This is a genomic window from Acidovorax bellezanensis (assembly GCF_025421555.1).
GTDB lineage: Bacteria > Pseudomonadota > Gammaproteobacteria > Burkholderiales > Burkholderiaceae_C > Comamonas > Comamonas bellezanensis.
Genome location: NZ_JAODYH010000003.1, coordinates 639,667 through 665,721 on the forward strand (window position 1 = coordinate 639,667; position 26,055 = coordinate 665,721).

The following is a 26,055-nucleotide window of genomic DNA, read 5'->3' on the forward strand; positions in this document are numbered from 1 at the left end:
GTGGTGCGAATCGCATCGCAAATGTCTTGCCTGCCACGCCCCTCCGCCACGGCCACCCGGCCCCATCGCCGTGCCGACAACGCCCACTGCACGCCATCTACAGGAATACACCATGCTGACCTTTGACGACGACAACACTTCCTCCAACACGCCAGCCGACGCCGCCCCGGCACCTGGCGCCTTCAAGCGCGTGAATGCCGCCGACAAGCGCATCATCAACGCCAAGACCGACGTCAACCAGCTGGTGCCGTTCAAGTACAAGTGGGCCTGGGAAAAGTACCTGGCCACCTGTGCCAACCACTGGATGCCGCAGGAAGTGAACATGACGCGCGACATCGCGTTGTGGAAAGACCCGAACGGCCTGACCGAAGACGAGCGCCGCATCGTCAAGCGCAACCTGGGCTTCTTCGTCACGGCCGACTCGCTGGCCGCGAACAACATCGTGCTCGGCACCTACCGCCACATCACGGCGCCCGAATGCCGCCAGTTCCTGCTGCGCCAGGCCTTCGAGGAAGCCATCCACACCCACGCCTACCAGTACATCGTCGAATCGCTGGGCCTGGACGAAGGCGAGATCTTCAACGCCTACAACGAAGTCAAGTCGATCCGCGACAAGGACGAGTTCCTGATCCCCTACATCGAGGCGATCATGGACCCCAACTTCCACACCGGCACGCCCGAAAACGACCAGACGCTGCTCAAGTCGCTGATCGTTTTCGCCTGCCTGATGGAAGGCCTGTTCTTCTACGTCGGCTTCACGCAGATCCTGGCCCTGGGCCGGCAAAACAAGATGACCGGTGCCGCCGAGCAGTACCAGTACATCCTGCGCGACGAGTCCATGCACTGCAACTTCGGCATTGACCTGATCAATCAGCTCAAGCTGGAAAACCCCCACCTCTGGACCAGCGAGTTCAAGGAAGAGATCAAGGCCCTGTTCGCCAAGGCCGTCGAACTCGAATACGCCTATGCCGAAGACACCATGCCGCGCGGCGTGCTGGGCATGAACGCATCGATGTTCAAGGGCTACCTGCGCTACATCGCCAATCGCCGGGCCACGCAAATTGGTCTGGAAGAGCTGTTCCCCGGCGAAGAAAATCCGTTCCCATGGATGAGCGAAATGATCGATTTGAAGAAGGAACGTAACTTCTTTGAGACACGCGTCATCGAGTATCAGTCCGGAGGCGCACTTTCCTGGGATTAATCGCTTGCCAGCAGGCACAATGGCACACATAAACCGCCCTTTGCACACCACCTTGATTTCAGGTGCTGCGCGGGGCGATTCCGTGTTCATTGCGATGCGTCACTCCACATCGCTATGAATCGCTTCCTGCCCATGTGCAGTCGAAGTGTTTTGTAAAAATCGACTAAGGAGAAGATGATGGCAACTGCGAAAAAAACGGCCGACAAAAAGGCCTCGACTGCAACCCCGGCAGAGTCCGTGAAAAAAGCGGCTACTCCCGCCACCAAGGCGGCGGCCAAGGCCCCGACCGTGACCAAGGCTGCGGCACCCAAGAAAGCTGCTGCGCCCAAGGCCGCAGCAACGCCCGCACCTGCCACCAAGAAGCCCGTGAGCGCCAAGCCCGCCGCTGCGGCAAAGAAAGCCGCAGCCCCCAAGGCTGCAGCTGCCGCCAAGCCAGCTGCAACCTCTACCAAAGCCGCGGTGACCAAGAAGTCCACGGTTTCGGCCAAGGCTGCCGCTCCTGCCAAGAAGGCTGCTGCGCCTAAGACTGCCGCTCCCGCCAAGAAGGCTGCTGCGCCTAAGGCTGCCGCTCCCGCCAAGAAGGCTACTGCGCCTAAGGCTGCCGCTCCCGCCAAGAAGGCTGCTGCTCCTGCCAAGGCTGCCGCACCTGCGAAGAAGGCTGCTGCTCCGGCAAAGGCTGCTGCTCCTGCCAAGGCTGCCGCACCTGCGAAGAAGGCTGCTGCTCCTGCCAAGGCTGCCGCACCTGCGAAGAAGGCTGCTGCTCCTGCCAAGGCTGCCGCACCCGCCAAGAAGGCTGCTGCTCCTGCCAAGGCTGCCGCACCTGCGAAGAAGGCTGCTGCTCCCGCCAAGGCTGCCGCACCTGCCAAGAAGGCTGCTGCTCCCGCAAAGGCCGCCGCACCTGCGAAGAAGGCTGCTGCTCCGGCAAAGGCTGCCGCACCTGCGAAGAAGGCTGCAGCTCCTGCAAAGGCCGCCTCTGCCAAGGCTGCTGCACCCGCCAAGAAGGCTGCTGCTCCCGTGAAGGCTGCTGCACCTGCGAAGAAGGCTGCTGCTCCTGCCAAGGCCGCCGCACCTGCCAAGAAGGCTGCTGCACCTGCCAAGGCTGCCGCTCCGGCAAAGGCCGCACCTGCCAAGAAGGCTGCTGCACCCGCAAAGAAAGCTGCCGCGAAGAAGGCTGCCAAGGCCCCTGCTGCTCCGGCCACCGCCGCTGCACCCATTGCACAAACTGCACTGAACCCGCAAGCCGCCTGGCCCTTCCCCACAGGCACCAAGCCCTGAGGCATGAGCCCCCCAGCAAAAAGCCCGGAACCGCAAGGTTTCGGGCTTTTTTTATGGGACGGGCGCGGCGCCCGGAATCACACCGGCCGGCCCCAGATGCGCCGCCACAGTGCCTGCAGGCCCTGCTTGACCGGCATGGTCATGGACTGCTTTTGCACGCGATACAGCCCCGAGGCCAGCTCGGCCGGACTGCCCAGCAGAAAGTGGAAGTTGTAGCTGCCTTCCTGCCCCATGCGCAGGTCGGTCAGGTACAGCGCATCGCCGTTCTGCTCCATGCGCACATAGCCCTGGGCAAAACGCGCCAGCTGCTGCACCGGCTGGTCGGGCTGCGGGTATTGCGCCTGCAACGCCAGCCCCCGGTCATGGCGACTCCAGGCCATGTCGCGGTCCGCATCCAGCAGCGAATAGAAGCCTTCCCAATAATGCGCGCCGTCCAGGGCTACCACGCGCCACAGCACGGTATTGAAAGGCGTGGCCGTCACCAGCAACTGCTCGGCAGCTATGTCCTGGGCGGCATTCCGCTGGGCGGCACTCCGCTGGGCCTTGAGCGAAGCCTGGGCCACATCGCTCACATGCTGCTGGGCCAGCGCGCTCCAGGCCAGGTACAGGCTGCTGAGCAGCAGGCCGATCTGGTTGGCGCGCAAGCCGGCAAAAAACTTGCGCCGCAGCGCCAGCAGCACGCCGACCAGCAGCGGCAAGGTATAGAGAGGATCGATGACAAACACGCTGCCCAGGCCGTAGGCCTGGGTGGAGAAAGGCCGCAGCAGCTGCGTGCCGTACACCGTGAACCAGTCGAGTATCGGGTGCGTGAGCAGGACCAGCGCCATGGCCAGCCACCAGCGCATCCATTGGCGGCTTTCACCGTGCAGCCTGGCAATGCCCCAACCCAGGCCCACGGAAAATACCAGCAGGTACAAGAGGGAGTGGCTGTTGCCGCGGTGGTTGACCATGTTGGCCAGGGCATTGCCATAGTCGATGAACACATCCAGGTCCGGCAATGTGCCCGCCACCGCGCCCCACAGGGCGGCTTTCCACACCGCGGTGCGGCGCCCCATGGTGGCAATGGCCACGGCCGAGCCCAGGGCGATTTGCGAAACGGAATCCATGGCAACCCTGGATGAGAATCAAAAAAAGGCCGCCTCTGCAAAGGCGGCTGGTGATCAATTCGGAGTGAAATCCAGGCGGTAGTTCTGCGGGCCCTTGCTCGCGATCTTCAGCGCGCCGACGCGGTTGCCCAGCTCGGCGCAGCGCACCAGCGACCAGCCTTTTTCCAGACCGAACAACAGCGCGCCGCGCCATGCATCGCCACAGCCCGTGGGGTCCACGACCTGCTTGGGTGCGACGGGGGCGACCAGCGTCTTGACGCCCTGCTCCCAGACTTCACAGCCCTCGGCACCCAGCGTCACGACCAGGCCCCGGACTTCCCGCGACAGCGCCGCCAGGTCCATGCCGGTGCGCTCGCTGAGCACCTTGGCTTCATAGTCGTTGACGGCAATCCAGCTGGCCTGGGCGATGAAAGTCTTGAGCTCCTCGCCATTGAACATCGGCAGGCCCTGGCCTGGATCGAAGACAAAAGGAATGCCCGCGGCGCTGAACTGGGCAGCATGTTCGATCATGGCCTGGCGTCCGTCGGGAGCGACGATGCCCACCGCTGCCGGCGTCTCGGCCGTGATCTGCAGCAGGTGCGCATGCGACATCGCGCCGGGGTGGAAAGCCGTGATCTGGTTGTTGTCGAGGTCCGTCATGATCATCGCCTGCGCGGTGTAGATCTCGGTGCTCTCGCCCACATGGCGGGTCGAGATGTCGCATTCGCGCAGGTGCTCCAGGTAGCTGCCGCCATCGCTGCCCAGCATGCCCATGGGCAGGGGCTCGCCGCCCAGCAGCTTCAAGCTGTAGGCGATGTTGCCCGCGCAGCCGCCGAAATCACGGCGCAGCGTAGGCACGAGGAACGAGACATTGAGAATGTGCAGTTGATCGGGCAGGATCTGGTCGGCAAACCGGCCCTCGAAAGTCATGATGGTGTCGAACGCGAACGATCCGCAAATGATGGCAGCCATGGGAGTGGGTTTCCAGAAATCAGGGGTAGAAGACAAGGGCGCGATAGCCCGCAATACGTGCATCGGTTTCGGTGACGGCCACCGGAATGCTCACGCTCCATTCGGCCTGGGCCTCCAGCGTGGACGGAGCGGAAAGCTGCGCCGGCAGCAAGACCCGCCGCAACACGGGCCGGTCCTGCACATCGGTCAAGGTCAGCTCCACCGCCGGCATGGCCAGCGGCGTGCTGGCCTGGTTCTCTATGGTCAGCGCCAGCAGGTAGCCGTCTGCGCGCGCCGTGCGCGTGAACGCGGAGCTGGCAATCACCATCTGCCCTATGTCCTGGCGGGCGGCCAGCGTGCAGCCCGCCACACCGCACAGGCTTTGCAGCGCCGGACGCAGGGACGGCTGCCAGGCGGCCAGCGCATTGCGTTCCTGCAGCGCGACCTGGGCAGCCAGGCCCAGCACCAGGACGCCGCTGCCCATGCCCAGCGCTGCGCGCACGCCCGTGCGCTGCCAGAAAGCTTTTCGCCGCGCGGCGCGCACAAAACCCGGCTCGACGGCGGGCTCCGCCAGGTCCAGAGGCTCGGGCTCGGGCTCGGGTTCTGCTTCGGGCTCGGGTTCTGCTTCGGGCTCGGGTTCTGCTTCGGGCTCGGGTTCTGCTTCGGGCTCGGGTTCTGCTTCGGGCTCGGGTTCTGCTTCGGGTTCGGGCTCAGCCTGGACTTCGGGCTCGGACACTGCCACGGATTCAGTTTCTGGCGCGGCCGCGGGCTGCGATGCATCGGATGCGCTATCCGCTGGCGGCAAAGCCTCATCCTCATCCTCAGCCGCCGCAGGCAATTCATAACCCGCAGCGGCGACCGGCGCGCCCTGCTCTACAGGCGCGGGCGGCTGTGCCGCCGCAGCCAGTGCGCTGGCAAACTCCGTATCGCTGTCGGGCGTGCGCCAGACCGCCGGTGGGACAGGCTCGGCGAAAGGTTCGCCATCGGCCGGCAGCATGGACTGCGTGGCGTCAAACACTTCCTGGCATTGGCCGCAGCGCACCCAGCCTTCGGAAATACGCAACTGGTCGGCCACCACCTTGAACATCGTTCCACAAGAAGGGCAGCGCGTGATCTGGCTCATCGGCAGTTCCTGGCAAAAAGTGGGGTGGCCGTATGCGTAAAAGTATCGTTCAGCGCGAAGCCGTCATCAGTATCCAGCCGTCTTCGCTGTCCGCCACTTCCAGCGCGATCCAGGGCGCATAGGCCTCTTTGAGCTCGTCGGCCTGGCGCTCCAGGATACCGGACAGTACCAGACGGCCGCCGGCGGCCACATGGGCGCACAGCAAAGGCGCGAGCATCTTCAATGGCGACGCCAGGATATTGGCCAGCACCGTGCCGTATTCGCCACGCGCCTGGTCCGGCAGACCGGCCGACAATTGCACCTCGTTGGCCTGGGCGTTGAGCAGCGTCGAATCCACGGCCGCGGTGTCGATGTCCACGGCGTCGATGTCCACCGCGCCAAACTTGGCAGCGCCTATGGCCAGGATGCCCGAGCCGCAGCCGTAGTCCAGCACCCGACCCAGCGAGCCCTCGGGCTGGCGGGCGATCCAGCGCAGGCACATGCGCGTCGTGGGATGGGTGCCAGTGCCAAAGGCCAGTCCGGGGTCGAGGCGAATGCTGACCTTGGCCTGGGCTGGCAGCTCGTGCCAGGTCGGCACGATCCAGAATTCGGGGGTGATGTCCACGGGCGTGAACTGGGACTGCGTCAGACGCACCCAGTCCTGCTCGGGCACGTTGTTCACGCCCAGCACCGTGCAGCCTTCGAAGAAGTCCTGCAGGCTCAGCAGCTGGCGCGCTTCCTGTGCGAGTTCCTCGGTGGGAAACAGCGCGACCACGCGGCTGCGCTGCCAGCCATCCTTGGGCGGTGGCATGCCAGGCTCGCCGAACAGGGCTTGTTCCGCCTCGGTCTGTGCGTCGGCGTCTTCGACCGACACGCTCAATGCGTCCAGCGCATCGAAGGCATCGCTGATGGTTTCAACCCGGTCTTCCGGGCACAACAGGCTCAGTTCAAACATGACGCCGTTCCTTTCCTGAAAAATGAAAATGCTGGCCTCCGTCGCCAGAGGCCAGCATGTGAGGTCACAGCCAGATGGCTCGACTCATCGTTTGGGGTTGCGCAGCGCCAGCCACTCTTCCAGATAGTGGATGTTCGTGCCGCCTTCCATGAACTTCGCATCCACCATCAAATCCTTGTGCAGGGGAATGTTGGTGTTGATGCCTTCGACCACGGTTTCCAGCAGCGCCGTGCGCATGCGGGCCAGGGCCTGCTCGCGGGTGTCGCCGTGCACGATCAGCTTGCCGATCATCGAGTCGTAGTTCGGGGGAACGAAGTAGTTCGTGTAGATATGCGAGTCCACACGCACGCCCGGGCCGCCCGGCGCATGCCAGGTCGTGATACGGCCTGGCGACGGCGTGAACTTGTACGCATCTTCGGCGTTGATACGGCACTCGATGGCGTGGCCGCGCAGCTCGATCTGGCGCTGGGTGAACGGCAGCTTCTCGCCGGCCGCGACCATGATCTGCGTCTTGACGATGTCCACGCCCGAAATCATTTCGGTCACGGGATGCTCGACCTGAACGCGGGTGTTCATTTCAATGAAGTAGAACTCGCCGTTTTCGAACAGGAACTCGAACGTGCCCGCACCGCGGTAGCCGATCTTCTTGCAGGCCGCGACGCAGCGCTCGCCGATGCGTTCGATCAGCTTGCGTGGAATGCCGGGCGCGGGCGCCTCTTCGATCACCTTCTGGTGGCGGCGCTGCATGGAGCAGTCGCGCTCGCCCAGGTAGACGGCGTTCTTGAACTTGTCGGCCAGGATCTGGATTTCAATGTGGCGCGGGTTCTGCAGGTACTTTTCCATGTACACCGCAGGATTGCCGAACGCCGCGGCGGCTTCAGCCTTGGTCATCTGCACAGCATTGACCAACGCGGCTTCGGTATGCACCACGCGCATGCCACGGCCACCGCCGCCGCCTGCGGCCTTGATGATCACGGGATAGCCCACGGCCTTGGCGATGCGACGCAGCTGCACCGGATCGTCGGGCAGTTCGCCGTCGGAGCCGGGAACGCAGGGCACGCCCGCCTTGATCATGGCCTGCTTGGCCGAGACCTTGTCGCCCATGATGCGGATCGACTCAGGCGTCGGTCCGATGAACTGGAAGCCGCTTTTCTCCACGCGCTCGGCGAAGTCGGCGTTTTCGCTCAGGAAACCGTAACCGGGGTGAATGGCTTCGGCGTCGGTCACCTCGGCAGCTGAAATGATGGCCGGCATGCTGAGGTAACTCAGCGGCGAAGGCGCGGGGCCTATGCATACGGCTTCGTCGGCGAGCTTGACGTACTTGGCGTCACGGTCGGCTTCGGAATAGACCATCACGGCCTTGACACCCAATTCGCGGCAGGCGCGCTGGATGCGCAGGGCAATTTCGCCCCGGTTGGCCACCAAAATTTTCTTAAACATGGAAGTCCTCGCAGCGCAGTGCCTGCGTATTGGCGCACGCCACTGTCATTGGCTCAGCCGAGCGACAAGCGCGGCTGCTACTTTTTGCTTCACGCAGCATCACAGACTCGCGGATCACTCGATCACGAACAGCGGTTGTCCGTACTCGACAGCTTGGCCGTTTTCACCCAGGATGCGGGTGACCTTGCCAGACTTGTCGGCTTCGATCTCGTTGAGGATCTTCATCGCTTCGATGATGCAGATGGTTTCGCCTTCCTTGACTTCGGTGCCAATGTCGACAAACGGCTTGGCGCCTGGGCTGGAAGAACGGTAGAACGTGCCCACCATGGGCGACTTCACCACGTGGCCAGTCATCTCGGCCACTGGGGCGGGCAACTCTGCGGCGGGGGCGACAGGTGCGGCGGCAGGCGCGGGCATGGGCGCGGCCACGTACTGCTGCACGATCTTGCCTTCGCTCTTGACGATACGCACTTTGCCTTCGGCCTCGGTAATTTCCAGCTCTGACACATTCGATTCAGAGACCAGATCGATCAAGGTCTTGAGTTTTCGCAAATCCATGGGAGCTCCAGCGACTAAAACTTAATAAGGGCGCGAATTTACTCCAATTTCGCCCTACTGATCGCTTCGCGGCACATTTTTCACCAACATCGCTAGGGAGATTCGGGTTTACAAGGGGAAAATCTCATGCCGAAGGCAGGCTTTTTACCCACTGCGCAAGGTCTTGCGCCGTCAACTCGCCTATTTTACGTTGCAGCAGCCGGCCATCGCGGCCCAGAAAGACCGTAAACGGCAAGCCGCCGTTGAGATTGCCCAGCTGGCGGGCCAGCCCGGTGCCGTCGGCGGCCATGCCCACCGGAAAGCTCAAGGGCTGGCGCTGCAGGAATTTCTGCACCGCCGGCACCTTGTCGACCGCCAAGCCTACCACCTGAACACCGTGCTGCGCCTGCCGGCCGGCGAATTCACTGAGCATGGGCAGTTCGCGCACGCAGGGCGGACACCAGGTGGCCCAGAAGTTCACCAGCAGCGGGCGACCACGCCAGGCGGCCATGGGCAGCGGCGCGCCTTCGGGCGTAGCGAAAGTCTGCATCCACAACGCCTCTTCGATACCGGCCTCGGCCGCACCCGGCGTCAACCGCCACCAGGCCAGACCCGCGCCGGCCACCGCCGCCGTGCCGGCCACCCCCGCAAACAGCCAGCGGCGACGCGCCCGCGAAGGCAAGGCGGCATCGGCCGCGGCGGAATTCGGGGAAAGCTTCAGGCGTTGGGTCATGGATTCAGGCTTGTTTATCTTGTAATAGCAGCCGCAGGGCCGCGGCATCGCCGCGCGGACTGCGCCCGCGGGTATCGGGCTTGAGCGCACCGCGCAAATCGTCCAGGTCATGCACCAGCAAATGCACGCCCACGACGACATCCAGCTCACGGCACATCACGCCCAGGCTCAGCGCTTCGACAGGCTCGCCGTGAAAACCGGTGACCGTGCTCGGGTCGTACTCTACATGGTGGTTGATCAGCGCGATTTCCGCCGATTTGCAGTCATCGCAAAACAACTGCAGATAGACGTCGGACAGGCGCGTGGCCGTGCCGCGCCAGACCGCGCCGCCCAGGTGCGGGCGAAACTCCGCCATGCGCTCCATCCACTCCAGTGCCAGGCAGCGCAGCGCGCGCAACTCGGCCGGCTGGGTGTCGGCGCAAAACAGCGAAATGTACTCGCGCACGGCGTCTTCGACGCGCTCGTTGTCCGGCAAGGCGGTGCGCACCGGCAGGCCCAGATCGCGCAAGGCACGCCGCTTGGCGGCGCCCCAATCGAGGCCTTCCTCAACCACCAGGCGCGCAGCGGAGTGGGCGATTTCATCCAGGAAAGAGTCTTGCTGCATACGGCCCCCCAAAAAAAACGCCTATCCGGCACAAAATCCCGCGGCACTGGCTCAGTGATACCCCCACAGAATAGCGGCTTGCCATCGCCCCAGCACGCCAGCGGTGATTCACCCCCGGCGTGGACGCGCGTAACCCGCCGCCGCCGGGCCGCCCCAAGGTGGAGGATGGCTCCCAGGCAAGATACATTTGGGGGGCTCCGCCCCCAGCGCGGCTGCGCGAAGTGAGCAAGCGTGGGGGCCCCATTTTGCAAAGCCTTGTCACCGCGGTGCGGCGTAGCGCCCGGCCGGCCCGCGCCAAACGTAGAATCCCCGGCCATGCACATACATATATTGGGGATTTGCGGCACCTTCATGGGCGGACTGGCCGCGCTGGCACGCGAAGCGGGTCACCGCGTCACTGGCTGCGATGCCGGCGTCTACCCACCCATGAGCGACCAGTTGCGCTCCCTGGGAATTGAGCTGATCGAAGGCTATGACGCCGACCAGATCGGCCTCAAGCCCGATCTGTTCGTGGTCGGCAATGTCGTCAGCCGCGCCCGCCTGCCTGACGGGCGCGCCAAGTTCCCGTTGATGGAAGCGATTCTGGACACGGGCGCGCCCTATACCAGCGGTCCCCAGTGGCTCAGCGAGCATGTGCTGCGCGGCCGCCATGTGCTGGCCGTGGCCGGCACGCACGGCAAGACCACGACCACGTCGATGCTGGCCTGGATTCTGGAATGCGCGGGCCTGCAGCCCGGCTTTCTGGTCGGCGGCGTGCCCCTGGACTTTGGCGTTTCGGCCCGGCTCGGCGCCGCCACGCGCCCCGTCGCAGGCCCGGGCCCGACGGGCCAGCAACCACTGTTCGTGATCGAAGCCGACGAGTACGACACGGCGTTCTTCGACAAGCGCAGCAAGTTCGTCCACTACCGCCCGCGTACGGCCATCCTGAACAACCTGGAATTCGATCACGCCGACATCTTTGACGATCTGGCCGCCATCGAGCGCCAGTTCAACCACCTGGTGCGCACGGTGCCGTCCTCGGGACGTATCGTGGTCAACGCACTGGAAGAAAGCCTGACCCGGGTGCTGCACCAGGGCTGCTGGAGCGATGTCTGCGACTTTGGCTCCGTGGTCAGCGACTTCAGCGCCCAGGGCGAGCCCCACGCTTTCGATGTGCTGCGCCGCGGCAAGACCGTCGCGCGGCTGGAATGGTCGCTGTCGGGCGTGCACAACCAGCTCAATGCGCTGGCGGCGATCGCCGCCGCCGAGCATGTGGGCGTGACGCCCGCCCAGGCCTGCGCGGCCCTGGAGCGCTTTCAGAACGTCAAGCGCCGCATGGAACTGCGCGGCACGGTGCGCGGCATCCAGGTATTCGACGATTTCGCCCATCACCCCACGGCGATCCGCACCACGCTCGACGGCCTGCACCGCGGCGCGACCAAAGGCCATCGCATCCTGGCGGTATTCGAGCCACGCAGCAACACCATGAAGCTCGGCGCGATGAAAGCGCTGCTGCCCTGGTCGCTGGAAAACGCCGACCTGGTGTTCTGCCACACGGCCGGTCTCGACTGGGATGCGGCAGCGGCCCTCGCGCCCCTGGGCGTGGGCCCGGGCAAGCGCGCGCAGACTGCCGCCGACATCGACACCCTGGTCGCGCAGGTGGTGGCTGCCGCACGCCCTGGCGACAGCGTGGTCTGCATGAGCAATGGCGGCTTTGGCGGCGTGCATGACAAGCTGCTGGTGAAATTGGCCACCCCCTGAGCGACTTCGTCGCTTCCCCCTCTCATCCTGCGGTGGAGGGGGACGGCAGCCTCGCTGCGCGGCGGCGCTTGCTCGCTGCCCCCTTGCTGGAGCACGCCAGTTGCGTGGGGCTGTCGGTACTGCCCCTGGGCTTCAATACCCTACGGTCATTGCCGGCACGTTGATGCGTATCACCGGCCGCGCCATCACGCCGGTCGCGGCCCGGGCAAAGGCTTGCAGCCAGTCGGGGTTGCCCAGCCGGGCGGCACCGGCGGCGTGCGCCACCGTGAGCAGCTTGTCGGCCAGCAGCACCTTGCCGCTGGGGCGCAAGGGCTCGCAATCGAGGGTCGTGAATTGCTCGTCCAGCCAGCGGCGCGCGGCTTCGTGGGCCATGGGCTCCACTCCACGCAAGTCGGCACGGAATTCTTGTTCAGGGGACAGGATCACGGTCACTTCGCTGTGCATGGAGGCCTTTCTGCGGATGGAGGGAACAAAAACTGAGGCCAGCTTAAACCCAATCCCTGCGCGGACGCCAGCGGGACTGCGAGCAGTTTCGGCCAGGGCTGGCTAAAATCACCCTCCCCCCTTTTCCTCGACACACAGGCGACACCATGTCTCTTACTGCTCAGCACCATGAACTCCTGGAGCGGCTCCAGGCGCTGGAAGCGGAGATGCGCGCCCTGGACCTGTGGTCCACCGTACCGCCCAGTGCCGAAGCCATGGCCTCGACCATGCCTTTCATGTACGACACGCTGGAATTCCACCAGTGGCTGCAATGGGTGTTCGTGCCGCGCCTGAACGCCTTGATCGACGCCCACAGCCCGCTGCCAGGCAATTGCAACACCCACGCCCTGGGCGAGCACGAGTTCGGACGGCTTGCCCCCCTGGACTGCAGCCGACTGCTGGCCAGCCTGCAGCAAATAGACCGGGTGCTCAACACCGGTCACGTCCCCGACGCCTGAACAAAGCGCCGGGCACTGAGCCCGGCACATGAAACTGACGCAGCCCAGCAAGGAGACAGCGAGCAAGCGCCGTCGCGCAGCGAGGCTGTCGCCCCCCTCCACCGAAGGTTGAGAGGGGGGAGCGGCAAAGCCGCTCAGGGGGTGCCTACATTCACGCCAGCGCAGCCTCAGCCGGAGCCGCCTGGTGCACGCGGCGGGCCTGCACGGCCTGCGACAGCTCGGCCAGGCTTTGCAGCGAGTCTTCCCAGCTCAGGCAGGCATCGGTAATGCTCTGACCGTACTTGAGCGTCGCCACATCGTCCTTGCCGGGCGTGAACTTCTGCGCGCCGGCGTTGATGTTGCTTTCTATCATCAGGCCGAACACCGAGTCCGAGCCACCCGCCACCTGGCCGGCGATGTCGCGGGCCACGTCTTTCTGGCGCTCATGCTGCTTGGAGCTGTTGGCGTGGCTGCAGTCCACCATCAAGGTGTCGGGCAGGCCGGCGGCGCGCAGGTCCGCGCAGGCCGCTGCCACGTTGGCCGCGTCATAGTTGGGCGTCTTGCCGCCGCGCAGAATCACGTGGCAGTCCTGGTTGCCCGTGGTGTTGACGACGGCCACCTGGCCGTTCTTGTGCACCGACAGGAAGTGGTGGCCGCGGCCGGCCGACTGGATGGCGTCGGTGGCGATGCGGATATTGCCGTCCGTGCCGTTCTTGAAGCCGATGGGCGCCGAGATGCCCGAAGCCAGTTCGCGGTGCACCTGGCTTTCGGTGGTGCGCGCGCCGATGGCGCCCCAGCTGATCAGGTCGGCAATGTACTGGGGCGAGATCACGTCCAGGAACTCGCTGGCCGCTGGCACGCCCAGGCGGTTGATGTCGATCAGCAGCTGGCGTGCAATGCGCAGGCCTTCGTCGATGCGGTAGCTCTGGTCGAGGTAGGGGTCGTTGATCAGGCCCTTCCAGCCCACGGTGGTGCGTGGCTTCTCGAAGTACACCCGCATCACGATCTCCAGCGTGTCCTTGTACTGCTCGCGCACCACGGCCAGACGACGGGCGTAATCGATGGCCGCCGCGGGGTCATGGATGGAGCAGGGGCCGATGATGACCAGCAGACGGTCGTCCTCACGCGCCATGATGCGGTGAATGTTCAGCCGCGTATTGCTGATCAGGCTTTCCACTGGTGTCCCGCAGATGGGGAAGAAGCGGATGAGATGCTCTGGTGGGGGTAACACAGTGATGTCCTTGATACGTTCGTCGTCAGTCTGGCCAGTTTTCTGCACAGAGCTGCGATACCAGGAATCGCTGGCGGAAGCGGTAGGAGCGTTCATCGATTGCTTTCGTGGAAGACGAGGAATCAGGGCCAAAAAAAAACCGCCGAGCTTTTCAGCTTCGGCGGTTTTTTAGAGAGTTCTTTCGGGTGCTTGTGCGCTCGCCTCTCATCCGCCTGGGACAGAGAACCAAAAATAGGAAAAGTAAGCGCGCGCTGCATTCATAGGTTGAAAATGTATCACAGACCGATCCCGCCGGGGCATGCAACCGCGTTGCCTCAAGGCAACACATCACTCAACAAACCTGCGTTTAGCCTTCCATACAGCAATCAAACGCAAGAAAACTGCGCAGAGAGCGGTTACGGCAATTGAATTCAGCGGAAATTCCAGAAATTAAATATCGCCTTTTTCATCGAAGACCATGCCCGCGGCACGCATGATCAGCGCCTGAAAAGGCGCAAAAAAAGAGGGCTGAACAGCCCTCTTTGCTTGGTGTGCTTGCTGCCGGGCCAGTCTCAGGCGGTTCCGCCCACCGTGAGACCGTCGATGCGCAGCGTAGGCTGGCCCACGCCCACGGGCACGCTCTGGCCTTCCTTGCCACAGGTGCCGACGCCGGGGTCCAGGCGCATGTCGTTGCCTATCATGCTGATCTTCTTGAGCGACTCAGGGCCGCTGCCGACGATGGTGGCGCCCTTGACGGGGTACTGGATCTTGCCGTTTTCCACCCAGTAGGCTTCGCTGGCCGAGAACACGAACTTGCCGCTGGTGATGTCGACCTGACCGCCGCCGAAGTTGGTCGCGTACAAGCCCTTCTTGATGCTGGCCACGATTTCCTCGGGCTCGCGGTCACCGCCGGTCATGTAGGTGTTGGTCATGCGCGGCATGGGAATGTGCGCATAGCTTTCACGCCGGCCGTTGCCCGTGGGCGCCACGCCCATCAGGCGGGCATTCATCGAGTCCTGGATGTAACCCTTGAGAATGCCGTCCTCGATCAGCACATTGCGCTGGGAGGCACAGCCTTCGTCGTCCACATTGAGCGAACCGCGGCGATCGGGGATGGTGCCGTCGTCGAGCACGTTGACGCCCTTGGCCGCCACGCGCTGACCGATGCGGCCGCTGAACGCGCTCGAACCCTTGCGGTTGAAGTCGCCTTCCAGGCCGTGGCCCACGGCTTCGTGGAACAGGATGCCAGGCCAGCCCGAGCCCAGCACCACGGTCATTTCACCGGCCGGCGCGGGACGCGACTCGAGGTTGACCAGGGCCGCATGCACAGCCTCATCCACATACTGACTGATCTGCTCTTCGCTGAAATAGGCCAGGCCGAAGCGGCCACCGCCGCCGGCCGAGCCGACTTCGCGCCGGCCCTTGTGTTCGGCGATCACCGTCACCGACAGGCGCACCAGCGGGCGCACATCGGCCGCCAGCGTGCCGTCGGCACGCGCGATCAGCACCACGTCGTATTCACTGGCCAGTCCCGCCATGACCTGCACCACGCGCGGGTCCTTGGCGCGGCCGAGTTTTTCCACCCGGCCCAGCAGTTCCACCTTGGCCGTGCTGTCGAGCGTGGCAATGGGATCGATGCCGGGGTACAGCGAGCGGCTGCCCACAATCTTGGGGCGCACCACCTTGGCGCGCTGGCTTTGGGCGCAACTGGAAATGCTGCGCACCGTGCGCGCGGCGTCGAGCAAGGACGCTTCGGAAATGTCGTCGGAATAGGCAAACGCCGTTTTCTCGCCGCTCACGGCGCGCACGCCCACACCCTGGTCAATGCTGAAGGAGCCGGTCTTGACGATGCCCTCTTCCAGGCTCCAGCCTTCGGCACGGGTGTATTGAAAATACAGGTCAGCGTCGTCGACTTGGTGCGAGCGGATCTCGGCCAGGGCGCGTGCCAGGTGGGATTCATCCAGGCCAAAGGGCTCGAGCAACAAGCTGCGGGCAGTGGCCAGGCGTTCGATAGTGGGTTCGCGGGAGATCATTACGCCATTGTAGGCACCACCCCATTCCCTCGGCGCATGCAGCCGTTCAAAGGCTGTTTCTTTTCACGACTCGCACCGCCCACGCCCTCGGAAACTGGCGCGAACCAGCAAGGAGACACCGAGCAAGGGCCGCCCCGCAGCGATGGTGTCGCCCCCCTCCACCGCAGGATGAGAGGGGGACCCGCGAAGCGGCTCAGGGGGTGTCCTAAGTCTGATCGTCCAGCACCGCGACCGGCGCGTTGCTCTTCACCGATTCAATGCCGGCGTCGCGCGACTGGGCACTGGAATACATCTGGCTTTGGCCGATGATCTGGCCATTGGTCGCCTTGAGCGTGAAATAGGGCGAGCCATCCTTGGCGTTGAGCGAGTCGTAGCGCTTGTCATCGACGGCATTCTTGCGCACCGACTCGATGCCGTTGAGCGCGCTGGCCTTGGCCTCATACATCTCGCTGGAAAGGATGATCTGGCCATTGCGAGCCAGCAGGTTGAAGAGGAACTTGTCGTTCCGTGACTTTTTGAGTTCGAATTTGGCGGTCATGGAAGTTCTCCTGCAGGACTGACATTTGCCGCAGGTCACAGCACTGTCGCTGCGCCCGGCTGCGCATTTGTAACATTTAGCATCACTTACCGCAATGAAAGAAGCTCCGCGCGAAAAATCAAAAACAATAGCTACAGACCCATGTGCACACTGGAATAACCTGCTTGAACTCTGTGAAAAACAGTAGGGATCACCAGCGTTTGCTCACATTTTTTAACATTTGCACCACGGAACAGCCAGCGCTCAACGGGCCAGCGCCACGTCCTGGGGCAGTTGGCGCTGTGAACGCGCCACCGACATCAGCACGCCCAACGCCAATCCCAGCGTCACCATGGCCGTGCCGCCATAGCTGACGAAAGGCAAAGGCACGCCCACCACCGGCAAGATTCCACTGACCATGCCCATGTTGACAAAGGCATAGGTGAAGAAAATCATGGCCACCGCCGCCGCCATCAGCCGCGCGAACAGCTGCTGGGCGCGCGAGGCGATGACCAGGCCGCGCCACACCAGCAGCAGAAAGCCGACGATCAGCAACAGATTGCCCAACAGGCCGAACTCTTCGGAAAAGGCGGCGAAGATGAAATCGGTGGTGCGCTCGGGAATGAATTCCAGATGGGTTTGCGTGCCCGCCATGAAGCCCTTGCCCCAGATGCCGCCCGAGCCGATGGCAATCATTCCCTGGATGATGTGAAACCCTTTGCCCAGCGGATCGCGCGTGGGATCGAGCAGGGTGCAGATGCGCGTCTGCTGGTATTCATGCAGCACCGGCCAGCGCACGCCGTCGGCGCACAGCTGGGGTTCGAACCAGACGATGAGCCCGATGCCTATCAATCCCAGCACGACCGGTGGCAGCACCAGCTTCCAGGACAGGCCAGCAAAGAAGATCACCGACAGGCCGGCGGCCATCACCAGCAGCGACGTGCCCAGGTCGGGCTGCTTCATGATCAGCCCCACGGGCACCATCAGCAGCAGCAGGGCCAGCGCAAAATCCGCCGAGCGCAACTGCCCTTCACGCCGCTGGAACCACCAGGCCAGCATCAGCGGCGTGGCAATCTTGAGCAATTCGCTGGGCTGGATGACCACGCCCACATTCACCCAGCGCTGGGCGCCTTTCTTGGTGATGCCGAACATCGCCACCGCCACCAGCAGCGCCACGCCCAGCAGGTACAGCGGCACGGCCACTTTCATCATGTGCTGGGGAGGCACCTGGGCCACCAGGAACAGCAAGCCCACGGCAATCAGCATGTTGCGGCCATGATCGGCAAAGCGGCTGCCGTGGTCATAGCCCGAGGAGTACATCGCCGTCAGGCCGATGGAGGTGAGCAGCAGCACCAACAGCACCAAAGGGCCGTCAAAACCGCGAAACAGCGGCGCTATGCGTTGAAGGGCCGAGGGCTTATCGAATTCTGCTGCAGACATATGGCCGCGATTATCCGTTGCCGGGCAAATCCGTCGACGGCCACGGGGCAGCAGGCCACAATGGCGGTGTCGCACTGCTTCTGATCGCCATGCCCACCACCCATCTGCTCTATCTGCACGGTTTTCGCTCTTCCCCCCAATCGTTCAAGGCGCAGCAGATGGCGGACTACGTCGCGGCCCACCACCCGAGCGTGCACTGGTGGTGCCCGCAGTTGCCGCCTTCGCCGCGCGAAGCCGCGCAGTTGCTGCTGGCGGGCACGGCCGACTGGCCGCGCGCCACGACGGCGGTGATGGGCTCGTCGCTCGGCGGCTTCTACGCCAGCTGGTTCGCCCAGCAGCGCCGCTGCCCCAGCGTGCTGCTCAATCCGGCGGTGTTCCCCGCGCGCGACCTGGCGCGCTACATCGGCGAGCAAACCGCCTGGCACGACCCCGCGGAGCATTTTTTCTTCCAGCCCGAATTCATTGACGAATTGCAGGCCCTGGACACGCACGGCCTGCCCGCAGCCGCGCCCGAGCTGGCCTTCATCGCCAAGGGCGACGAAGTGCTGGACTGGCGGGAAATGGTGGCCCGTTATCCCACGGCGCAGATCGCCCTGCAGGAGGGCGGCGAGCACGCGCTCAGCGACTTCGCCCGCCATATCCCCCGCATCAGCGCCTTCCTGGCGCTGCCCTGAGACCCACGCAGCCCGGCACCGCGCAAGGAAAAAGCCCTGCAGCCACCCCGGACCTCATGGGACAATTGCAAGCATGCACGCATTGTTTGAAGACGCCGGCAAGTTCCTGGCCGGTCGCATCCTGTCTGAAACCGACACCTCCGCCCAGATCGAACTCGATACCGGCAAACGGGTCAAGGTCAAGGCCGCCCATATTCTGATCAAGTTCGACAAGCCGACCCCGGCCGAACTGATGGCCCAGGCGCAGGCCCAGGCCGACGGCATGGAGCTGGACCTGGCCTGGGAATTCGCCCCCGAAGACGAGTTCGGCTTCGCCGAGCTCGCACGCGACTATTTCTCGGAAAACGCCACCCTGGCCCAGCAGGCCGGAACGCTGCTCGCGCTGTTTGACGCGCCGCACTACTTCCGCCGCGCCGGCAAGGGGCGTTTTCGCAAGGCTTCGGCCGAAATCCTGCAGCAGGCGCTGGCCGCCATCGAAAAGAAAAAGCAGATCCTGGCGCAGATCGAGGAATGGGCCGCGCAACTGGGCCGCGGCGAATGCCCGGCACCCGTGCGCGAGCAGCTCTACAAGATCCTGTTCCGCCCCGACAAGAACGCGCCCGAATACAAGGCCGTGGTCGAAGCCAGCCGCGCCACCCATCTCGCGCCGCTGGACCTGTTGCAACGCGCCGGTGCCATCGACTCGGCCTACGAATTCCACTGGAAGCGCTTCCTGCTGGACAACTTCCCCAAGGGCACGGCCTTCCCGCCGCTGACCGCGCCCCAGCCGCCGCAGGACCTGCCGCTGGCAGCCGTGCAGGCCTACTCCATCGACGATTCGGCCACCACCGAAATCGACGATGCGCTGTCCATCCAGGGCCTGGGTACCGGGACCGTGACGCTGGGCGTGCACATCGCCGCGCCCGGCCTGGCCATCGTGCCCGGCACGCCGCTGGACCAGCTCGGCCGCAACCGCCTGTCCACGGTCTACATGCCGGGCTACAAGGTCACCATGCTGCCCGACGAGGTGGTGCAGGTCTATACGCTGGACGAAGGCCGCGCCAACCCGGCCGTGTCGCTGTATGTGACCATCAACGAAGAAACGCTGGAGTTCGTCGCCACCGAAACGCGCCTGGAGCGCGTGCCGGTGCAGACCAACTTCCGCCATGACAAGCTCGATCACATCGTGACCGAGGAATGGCTGAACGACCCATCGCTCGAAGTCGAAGGCACGCCCGCGGCGCTGCAGGAAAAGCGCAGCGAGTTCACTTTCCTGCACCGCCTGGCCAAGCACCTCAAGGCCCAACGTGAAGTCGTGCGCGGCAAGCCCGAGACCTTCAACCGTCCGGACTACAACTTCCGCCTCGAAGGCGGCACCGGCGGCGAGCCCTCGGGCAATGAACGTGTGCAGATCACGACCCGCAAGCGCGGCGCGCCTCTGGACCTGATCGTCGCCGAAGCCGCCATCGTGGCCAACAGCACCTGGGGCAATCTGCTGGCCGACCACGGCGTGCCCGGCATCTACCGCAGCCAGGCCAGCCTGCAGCCCGGCGTCAAGGTGCGCATGGGCACCAAGGCCTTGCCGCACGCCGGCATCGGCGTCAAAAGCTACGCCTGGGCGACTTCGCCGCTGCGCCGCTACGTCGACCTGGTCAACCAGTGGCAAATCATTGCCTGCGTGCGCAACGGCAAGACCGCGGCCCTGGCCGCGCCGTTCAAGCCCAAGGACGCGGACCTGTACGCCATCATCAGCAGCTTCGACACCGCCTACAGCGCCTACAACGGCTACCAGTCCGGCATGGAACGCTTCTGGACGCTCAAGTACCTGGAGCAGAACGGCATCACCGAGATCGAAGCCAGCGTCATCAAGGAAGGCCCTGGCGGCAGCTTCCTGGCGCGGGCCGAGCATCTGCCGCTGGTCCTGCCCGTGCTCGGCGCCCAGGGCCTGCCGCGCGGCGCGCGCATCAAGGTGCGCCTGGGCGAGATCGACGAGATCATGCTGGACGTGAACGGCACGCTGATCGAACGCCTGGACAGCCCTGAAGCCCAGGCCACGGGAGCGCAAGAGGACGTGGCCGAGGAAGATGACGACGCCGTCGCCGGCCCCATCGCCATCGCCGTGGACATGGACGAAACCGACAGCGCCAGCGCTCCTGCTCCCGCACCGTGAAACGACCCGCCGTGCTTCGCTCCTTGAGCACCCTGCAGCTTGCGCTCGGTATCTCGATAGCGCTGCACGTGGTCGTGCTGTCGGTGCGCTTTGTGCACCCCCAGGCTTTCGAGCGCGTGTTCCAGGACACGCCGCTGGAAGTCATCCTGGTCAACGCCAAGTCCCAGGAACGGCCGGAGAAAGCCCAGGCGATTGCCCAGGCCTCGCTGGCCGGCGGTGGCGAAGCCGCCAAGGGGCGCGCCACCAGCCCCCTGCCCTATTCGGCACTGACTGCCGTGGGCGATGATTTCGAAGAGGCCCAGCGCAAGCTCGATGCCATGCAGGAGCAGCAAGCCGTGCTGCTGACCCAGCTGCGCCAGCGGGTGGCGACCATGGCGCCGCTCGATCCGCGCGAGGCCGCACCGTCCCAGGACAAGCTCAGCCAGCAGGAGAAGCGCCAGCAACTGGTCAAGCTGCTGGCCGAAATCGAAAAGCGCATCAACGAAGAGAACGCCCGGCCCAAGAAGCGCTACATCAGCCCCGCCACGCGCGAAGAGGTGTACGCGATCTACTACGATGCCTTGCGCCGCAAGGTCGAGGACAAGGGCACGGAAAACTTCCCCGAGCAGGCCGGCAAGAAACTCTACGGCGAGCTCACCATGATCGTCACCGTCAACCACGACGGCCAGGTGCTGGCCACGGAAATCGTGCAAAGCTCGGGCAACCGTCTGCTCGACAGCCGCGCCGAGGCCATTGCCCGCAGCGCCGGCCCGTTCAGCCGCTTCGGCACGGCCATGCGCGCCAAGGCCGACCAGATCGCCGTGGTCTCGCGCTTCAAGTTCACCCGCGAGCAAACGCTGGAAACCAGCGTGCGCTAGTCCTCGCGCGCTGCGCGGCCTGTTTTTTTGCTGTCGTTCCTTCACATTGCCATGCCATCCACCGTCGATCTTTACTGCGTCATGGGCCACCCCGTCGAGCACAGCCGCTCGCCCTGGATCCATGCGCGCTTTGCCGCACTGACAGGGCAAAGCCTGCACTACACGCGTGAGCTGGTCGCGCTCGACGGCTTCACCGCCGCCGTCCAGGCCTTCGCCGCCGCCGGCGGGCGCGGCTGCAATGTCACCGTGCCGTTCAAGCTCGAAGCCGCGCAGCTCGCCGACAGCTGCAGCGAGCGCGTGCAACTCGCCGGCGCGGCCAATACGCTGGTGCTGGCCGACGGCCGCATCCATGCCGACAACACCGACGGCCTGGGCCTGGTGGCCGACATCACCGTGAACGCCGGCCAGGCCATCGCCGGGCGCGATCTGCTGCTGATCGGCGCGGGCGGCGCGGCAGCCGGCGCCCTGGGTCCGCTGCTGGCCCAGAAGCCACGCCGCATCGTCATCGTCAACCGCACCGTGGAAAAAGCACAGGCACTGGTGGAACGCCACGCGGCGCTGGCCGCACGCCATGGCGTAGCCCTGCAGGCCCAGGGCCTGGACTTCGCGCAAGACTTCGATCTGGTGATCAATGCCTCGGCCAGCAGCCTCGGCGGCGCGGCTGTTCCCGTGCCCGCGAGCGTGCTGCGCCCGGGCTGCCTGGCCTACGACATGATGTACGGCCCCGCCGCGCAAGGCTTTCTGGACTGGGCCGCGCAGCACGGTGCGCTCGGCCGCGACGGCCTGGGCATGCTGGTCGAACAGGCCGCCGAAGCGTTTGCGCTGTGGCGCGGCGTGCGTCCCGCGGGCGCGCCGGTGCTGGCCGAACTGCGCGCGCTGCTGGAGGCATGATGCGTGTCCAGCCTGTCTGGCGCTGGCTGGCCCTGCTGCTGTGCGGCGCGCTGGTGCTGGAGCTGTTCTTTGTGCTGCGCATCGCCACCATGGTCGTGGTCGATCCGGCCTCGACCAGCTTCCAGCGCTCCGAAGCCTGGCAATTGCTGAACGCCGGCAAGCTCGGCCAATGGCACCAGCAATGGGTGCCCTATGCGCAGATTTCCGACCACCTCAAGCGCGCCGTGGTGGCGGCCGAGGACGACGGCTTTGTCGACCATGACGGCGTGGAGTGGGATGCGATCGAGAAAGCCTGGGAGCGCAACCAGCGCGCCGAGGAAAAAGCCGGCGTCGCGGGCCGCAAGCCGGTGAAGATCTATGGCGGCTCGACCATCACCCAGCAGCTGGCCAAGAACCTGCTGCTGTCGGGCGAACGCCACTTTGCGCGCAAGGGCCAGGAGCTGGTGCTGGCCAAGCTGCTGGAGCTGTTTCTCACCAAGCAGCGCATCCTCGAGATCTATCTCAACCATGTGGAATGGGGCCCGGGCATTTTTGGCGCCGAAGCCGCCGCCCAGCAATACTTCCGCAAACCCGCCTCCCGGCTCAGCGCCGCCGAAGCCGCGCGCCTGGCCGTGATGCTGCCCCAGCCCAAGCGCTTCGCGCTGCAACCCCAATCCAGCTACCTGGCCCAGCGCGCGCGCATAGTGATGCGCCGCATGGGGCACACGGCATTACCATGACGGCCCTGAGAAAGAATTTTTTGCATGCGTATTCTTGGCATTGACCCCGGCCTGCAGACCACCGGCTTCGGCGTGGTGGATGTGGACGGCCCGCGCCTGAGCTATGTGGCCAGCGGCACCATCCGCACCACGGCGCTGGACCGGGGCGATCTGCCGGGCCGGCTCAAGCTGCTGTTCGACGGCATCACCGAAGTCGCCAAGCGCTACCAGCCCGATGCGTCGGCCGTGGAAATCGTGTTCGTCAACGTCAACCCCCAGTCCACGCTGCTGCTGGGCCAGGCGCGTGGCGCGGCGCTGGCGGCGCTGGTCACCAGCCTGCTGCCCGTGGCCGAATACACGGCTTTGCAGATGAAAAAAGCCGTGGCCGGCCACGGCCGTGCCGGCAAGGACCAGATCCAGGAAATGGTCAAACGGCTGCTGCAACTGCCCGGCCTGCCAGGCCCCGACGCCGCCGATGCGCTGGGCATTGCCATCACCCATGCCCATGCGGGCGCGGCCATGGCCCGTCTGGCCGAAGTCTCCCCGCTGCAGCGCCGCCAGCACGCCATGTACAAGGGCGGGCGGTCTTACTGAATTTTCCGACTGTCCCACAACGCAAAAACCCGCCGAGCGAACGCCAGGCGGGTTTTTTCGTACCGGCGGTGACCGGTGCGGGCCTCAATTGGCCAGGATCAGCTGCGCAATCAAGCCCGTGGCAACCGCCACCAGCAGGTAGTCGCTGCCGTATTGCACCCAGTGGTAGCCGCGCGGCGGAGGCGACAGGCGGTGACCGCGCCAGTCATTGACCACATAGCTGTAGCCGCGGTACTGGGGCGGCAGGCGCGAGCCACGCACCCAGTTGTGCTGCGGGCCGGCGCCATGGTAGTGACCATGCATCCGCGGCGGGCCCGGCGGGCGGTGCATGCCCGGGCCGTAGCCTGGGCGCCCATGGTCGGGCCGCATATTGTTGCCGTGGCCTGGGCGGCCATGGTCGGGACGGCCATGGTCCGGACGACCATGGTCAGGGCGGCCATGGTCGGGCCGCCCATTGCCGTGACCGCCGCCTTGCGAGTGGCCTTGGCCGCCGCCGTGGCGTTGATCAGGTTGGGCCTGGGCCATCGTGGCCGTCAGGCCCATGGTGAGTGCGACGGCCGTGGCCAGTACAGAAGTAGTCCAGCGTGTCATGACGATTCCTTTCAAAGGTGGGAGGAACGCGGGCGGCAGTGCCGTCCAGCGCAAGACCCGCTCAGCGCAGAACGATTTGCGCAATCAGGCCGCTGGCGATGCTCACCAGCAGGTAGTCGGACCCGGCCTGCACCCAGCGATGACCGCGTGCCGGACGGCTCAACCCATGGCCGCGCCAATCATCCACGACATAGTGCTTGCTGCGCCAGGCCGGTGGCAATTTGCCGCCGCGGTACAGGTTGTGGTTCGGGCCGGCGCCGCGCCCAGGAGCTTGCGCGTGGCCTGGCTTGCGGCCAGGCATGGTCGCGCCAGGATGGTATGGCGACGGCGCATTGTGCGCCTGCGGGGCGCCGCGGTAGTCATTCCCATGACCGTTGGGCTGGGCCGAAGCCTGCGGCGCAAAGACGGTCAAGGCCAGGCCGGCTGCAGCAGCCCAGGTACCTGTGCGCAGAACGCTGTGAAGTGTCATATTGCCCCCTTGTCGGTTTGCTTGATGTGTCTGCATGATCCCCCATCCACCCGGATTTGCGGGCTTTTGCAGGTGCGCTTTACACAAGGTTTGCCTTAGCTCCGCTTGTATTCACAGAGGAAGCCGATCGACACAAATACAGGGGGCTAGTTTGTTTAAAAAGTGAAACACTTGCGCCGCCCGGACGCAGATTTTGAGAGCGGGTCAGTGATTCCTGGCGCGGCGCAGGCCGTGTTTCTGCTCAGCCTAGGACACGTTCCAGCAGCAGCACGCCAAAAAATGCCAGGGCCGCGATCACCGTCCACTTGAGCACCAGCAAGCCCCAGCGCTTGTAGCCGGGCTGGCCCGTGCCCACATAGAACGCAAAGCACAGCAGCGAAGCCAGCAGCAGAAAACCCACCAGGGCGCGGAAAATCAGCATGGCATTTCCTGGGCCGCGCCGCTCACCAGGCGCGCACCGGTTCGGCAAAGCCCTTGGGGGCCAGGCGTTCGTTGTCGAAAGTGACGATTTCCCAGGCATCGGGCTGGTCCAGCAAGGCACGCAGCAGCTGGTTGTTCATGCCGTGGCCCGAACGGAAAGCGCTGTAGGCCGCAAGCAGGGGCTTGCCGATCATGAACAGGTCGCCGATGGCGTCGAGGATCTTGTGCTTGGCGAACTCGTCGTCGTAGCGCAGGCCGTCGCTGTTGAGCACCTTGTAGTCGTCCATGACGATGGCGTTGTCCAGGCCTCCGCCCAGCGCCAGACCATGGGTGCGCAGCATTTCCACGTCCTTGGTGAAGCCGAACGTGCGCGCACGCGCGATGTCGCGCACATAGTTGTCCTCGCCCAGATCGAACTCCACGCACTGGCCGGTGGAATCGACCGCCGGGTGGGCGAAATCGATTTCGAAGCGCAGCTTGAAGCCGTGATAGGGGTCGAAGCGCGCCCACTTGAGGTTCTTGCCTTCGCCTTCACGCACTTCCACCGGCCGGATGACACGGATGAAGCGCTTGGGTGCGTCCTGCAACTCCACGCCCGCGCTTTGCAGCAGGAACACGAAGGACGAGGACGAGCCGTCAAGAATGGGGACTTCCTCGGCCGTGATGTCGATGTACAGATTGTCCAGCCCCAGGCCGGCAACGGCCGACATCAGGTGCTCCACGGTGTGTACCTTGGCCCCGCCCTCGCCAATCGTCGACGCCATGCGGGTGTCCGTCACCGCATGCGCGGAGATCGGAATATCGACAGGTTCGGGCAGATCAACGCGCCGAAACACAATGCCCGTATCGGGGGGAGCGGGACGCAGGGTCAGCTCGACGCGCTGGCCGCTGTGCAGGCCCACGCCCACAGCACGGGTAATGGTCTTGAGGGTGCGTTGCTTCAACATATGACCATTTTAAGTTCGCCAG

Annotated in this window: 27 protein-coding genes; 9 read left to right on the plus strand and 18 right to left on the minus strand. The window is 64.7% G+C overall.

Going from position 1 to position 26,055, the window contains the following annotated elements:
* The first annotated feature begins 112 nt into the window (after positions 1–112).
* Entirely contained in the window at positions 113–1,201 is a 1,089-nt protein-coding gene (locus N0K08_RS06510; RefSeq protein WP_261499277.1) for a ribonucleotide-diphosphate reductase subunit beta, read from the plus strand.
* Positions 1,202–1,287: 86 nt separating this feature from the next.
* Here the strand turns inward: N0K08_RS06510 and N0K08_RS23345 are convergent, their stop codons facing one another.
* The 9 genes from N0K08_RS23345 to N0K08_RS06555 form a co-directional block, all read right to left on the minus strand.
* Complete coding sequence (locus N0K08_RS23345) at positions 1,288–2,379, minus strand: hypothetical protein (protein ID WP_456301227.1); 1,092 nt, start codon at positions 2,377–2,379, stop codon at positions 1,288–1,290.
* A gap of 174 nt (positions 2,380–2,553) precedes the next feature.
* Positions 2,554–3,582 (minus strand): metal-dependent hydrolase, encoded by a 1,029-nt coding sequence (locus tag N0K08_RS06520; protein WP_261499278.1) that lies wholly within the window; start codon positions 3,580–3,582, stop codon positions 2,554–2,556.
* A 54-nt stretch (positions 3,583–3,636) separates the two neighbouring features.
* Complete coding sequence (locus tag N0K08_RS06525) at positions 3,637–4,533, minus strand: carbohydrate kinase family protein (protein ID WP_261499279.1); 897 nt, start codon at positions 4,531–4,533, stop codon at positions 3,637–3,639.
* 19 nt (positions 4,534–4,552) lie between these two features.
* Complete coding sequence (locus tag N0K08_RS06530; RefSeq protein WP_261499280.1) at positions 4,553–5,635, minus strand: DUF3426 domain-containing protein; 1,083 nt, start codon at positions 5,633–5,635, stop codon at positions 4,553–4,555.
* 49 nt (positions 5,636–5,684) lie between these two features.
* On the minus strand, positions 5,685–6,569 hold the full coding sequence (prmA, locus tag N0K08_RS06535; protein ID WP_261499281.1) for a 50S ribosomal protein L11 methyltransferase: 885 nt from the start codon (positions 6,567–6,569) through the stop codon (positions 5,685–5,687).
* An 84-nt stretch (positions 6,570–6,653) separates the two neighbouring features.
* Positions 6,654–8,009: an acetyl-CoA carboxylase biotin carboxylase subunit gene (accC, locus tag N0K08_RS06540; RefSeq protein ID WP_261499282.1), complete on the minus strand. Its 1,356-nt coding sequence runs from the start codon at positions 8,007–8,009 to the stop codon at positions 6,654–6,656.
* Between the two features lie 114 nt (positions 8,010–8,123).
* Positions 8,124–8,567 (minus strand): acetyl-CoA carboxylase biotin carboxyl carrier protein, encoded by a 444-nt coding sequence (accB, locus tag N0K08_RS06545; RefSeq protein ID WP_261499284.1) that lies wholly within the window; start codon positions 8,565–8,567, stop codon positions 8,124–8,126.
* 124 nt (positions 8,568–8,691) lie between these two features.
* Positions 8,692–9,279 carry a TlpA family protein disulfide reductase gene (locus tag N0K08_RS06550; protein WP_261499285.1) on the minus strand — a complete coding sequence of 196 codons (588 nt, stop codon included), beginning with the start codon at positions 9,277–9,279 and terminating at the stop codon, positions 8,692–8,694.
* Positions 9,280–9,283: 4 nt separating this feature from the next.
* Positions 9,284–9,883 carry a hypothetical protein gene (locus N0K08_RS06555; protein ID WP_261499287.1) on the minus strand — a complete coding sequence of 200 codons (600 nt, stop codon included), beginning with the start codon at positions 9,881–9,883 and terminating at the stop codon, positions 9,284–9,286.
* Between the two features lie 315 nt (positions 9,884–10,198).
* Here N0K08_RS06555 and mpl point away from each other — a divergent pair, with 315 nt between their 5' ends.
* A complete protein-coding gene (gene mpl / locus N0K08_RS06560) occupies positions 10,199–11,623 on the plus strand; it encodes a UDP-N-acetylmuramate:L-alanyl-gamma-D-glutamyl-meso-diaminopimelate ligase (protein ID WP_261499289.1) in 1,425 nt (474 codons plus the stop codon).
* A gap of 132 nt (positions 11,624–11,755) precedes the next feature.
* On the opposite strand, the gene N0K08_RS06565 is transcribed toward mpl, so the two are convergent.
* The gene (locus N0K08_RS06565; RefSeq protein WP_261499290.1) at positions 11,756–12,067 is read right to left on the minus strand and encodes a hypothetical protein; all 312 of its coding nucleotides are present in this window, start codon (positions 12,065–12,067) and stop codon (positions 11,756–11,758) included.
* 146 nt (positions 12,068–12,213) lie between these two features.
* Here N0K08_RS06565 and N0K08_RS06570 point away from each other — a divergent pair, with 146 nt between their 5' ends.
* Positions 12,214–12,564, plus strand: a complete 351-nt coding sequence (locus N0K08_RS06570; RefSeq protein ID WP_261499292.1) for a YqcC family protein — start codon at positions 12,214–12,216, stop codon at positions 12,562–12,564.
* A gap of 151 nt (positions 12,565–12,715) precedes the next feature.
* Here N0K08_RS06570 and N0K08_RS06575 read toward each other — a convergent pair whose 3' ends face one another.
* The 4 genes from N0K08_RS06575 to rodA all read right to left on the minus strand — a co-directional run bounded on the left by N0K08_RS06575 (position 12,716) and on the right by rodA (position 17,743).
* Positions 12,716–13,870 carry a 3-deoxy-7-phosphoheptulonate synthase gene (locus tag N0K08_RS06575; protein ID WP_261499293.1) on the minus strand — a complete coding sequence of 385 codons (1,155 nt, stop codon included), beginning with the start codon at positions 13,868–13,870 and terminating at the stop codon, positions 12,716–12,718.
* 455 nt (positions 13,871–14,325) lie between these two features.
* Positions 14,326–15,786, minus strand: a complete 1,461-nt coding sequence (tldD, locus tag N0K08_RS06580; protein ID WP_261499295.1) for a metalloprotease TldD — start codon at positions 15,784–15,786, stop codon at positions 14,326–14,328.
* Between the two features lie 205 nt (positions 15,787–15,991).
* Complete coding sequence (locus tag N0K08_RS06585) at positions 15,992–16,324, minus strand: YegP family protein (RefSeq protein WP_261499296.1); 333 nt, start codon at positions 16,322–16,324, stop codon at positions 15,992–15,994.
* A 243-nt stretch (positions 16,325–16,567) separates the two neighbouring features.
* Entirely contained in the window at positions 16,568–17,743 is a 1,176-nt protein-coding gene (gene rodA, locus N0K08_RS06590; protein WP_261499298.1) for a rod shape-determining protein RodA, read from the minus strand.
* A gap of 89 nt (positions 17,744–17,832) precedes the next feature.
* Here rodA and N0K08_RS06595 point away from each other — a divergent pair, with 89 nt between their 5' ends.
* From N0K08_RS06595 to ruvC, 6 genes are all read left to right on the plus strand, one after another.
* Positions 17,833–18,417 (plus strand): YqiA/YcfP family alpha/beta fold hydrolase, encoded by a 585-nt coding sequence (locus N0K08_RS06595; protein WP_261499299.1) that lies wholly within the window; start codon positions 17,833–17,835, stop codon positions 18,415–18,417.
* A 73-nt stretch (positions 18,418–18,490) separates the two neighbouring features.
* Complete coding sequence (locus tag N0K08_RS06600; RefSeq protein ID WP_261499300.1) at positions 18,491–20,566, plus strand: RNB domain-containing ribonuclease; 2,076 nt, start codon at positions 18,491–18,493, stop codon at positions 20,564–20,566.
* Positions 20,563–21,423 carry an energy transducer TonB gene (locus N0K08_RS06605; protein ID WP_261499301.1) on the plus strand — a complete coding sequence of 287 codons (861 nt, stop codon included), beginning with the start codon at positions 20,563–20,565 and terminating at the stop codon, positions 21,421–21,423. The genes N0K08_RS06600 and N0K08_RS06605 overlap by 4 nt, the downstream gene beginning before the upstream one ends.
* 51 nt (positions 21,424–21,474) lie before the next feature.
* The gene (gene aroE, locus N0K08_RS06610) at positions 21,475–22,314 is read left to right on the plus strand and encodes a shikimate dehydrogenase (protein WP_261499302.1); all 840 of its coding nucleotides are present in this window, start codon (positions 21,475–21,477) and stop codon (positions 22,312–22,314) included.
* Positions 22,314–23,033: a monofunctional biosynthetic peptidoglycan transglycosylase gene (gene mtgA / locus N0K08_RS06615; protein ID WP_261499303.1), complete on the plus strand. Its 720-nt coding sequence runs from the start codon at positions 22,314–22,316 to the stop codon at positions 23,031–23,033. Before aroE ends, mtgA begins: the two co-directional genes overlap by 1 nt.
* 24 nt (positions 23,034–23,057) lie before the next feature.
* Positions 23,058–23,606, plus strand: a complete 549-nt coding sequence (ruvC, locus tag N0K08_RS06620; RefSeq protein WP_261499304.1) for a crossover junction endodeoxyribonuclease RuvC — start codon at positions 23,058–23,060, stop codon at positions 23,604–23,606.
* Positions 23,607–23,690: 84 nt separating this feature from the next.
* Here the strand turns inward: ruvC and N0K08_RS06625 are convergent, their stop codons facing one another.
* The 4 genes from N0K08_RS06625 to lpxC form a co-directional block, all read right to left on the minus strand.
* Positions 23,691–24,197 (minus strand): RcnB family protein, encoded by a 507-nt coding sequence (locus N0K08_RS06625; RefSeq protein ID WP_261499305.1) that lies wholly within the window; start codon positions 24,195–24,197, stop codon positions 23,691–23,693.
* Between the two features lie 61 nt (positions 24,198–24,258).
* Entirely contained in the window at positions 24,259–24,666 is a 408-nt protein-coding gene (locus N0K08_RS06630; RefSeq protein WP_261499306.1) for an RcnB family protein, read from the minus strand.
* Between the two features lie 241 nt (positions 24,667–24,907).
* Positions 24,908–25,087: a hypothetical protein gene (locus N0K08_RS06635; RefSeq protein WP_261499307.1), complete on the minus strand. Its 180-nt coding sequence runs from the start codon at positions 25,085–25,087 to the stop codon at positions 24,908–24,910.
* A 22-nt stretch (positions 25,088–25,109) separates the two neighbouring features.
* Positions 25,110–26,033, minus strand: coding sequence for a UDP-3-O-acyl-N-acetylglucosamine deacetylase (lpxC, locus tag N0K08_RS06640; RefSeq protein WP_261499308.1), 924 nt, complete (start codon positions 26,031–26,033; stop codon positions 25,110–25,112).
* Positions 26,034–26,055 lie beyond the last annotated feature (22 nt).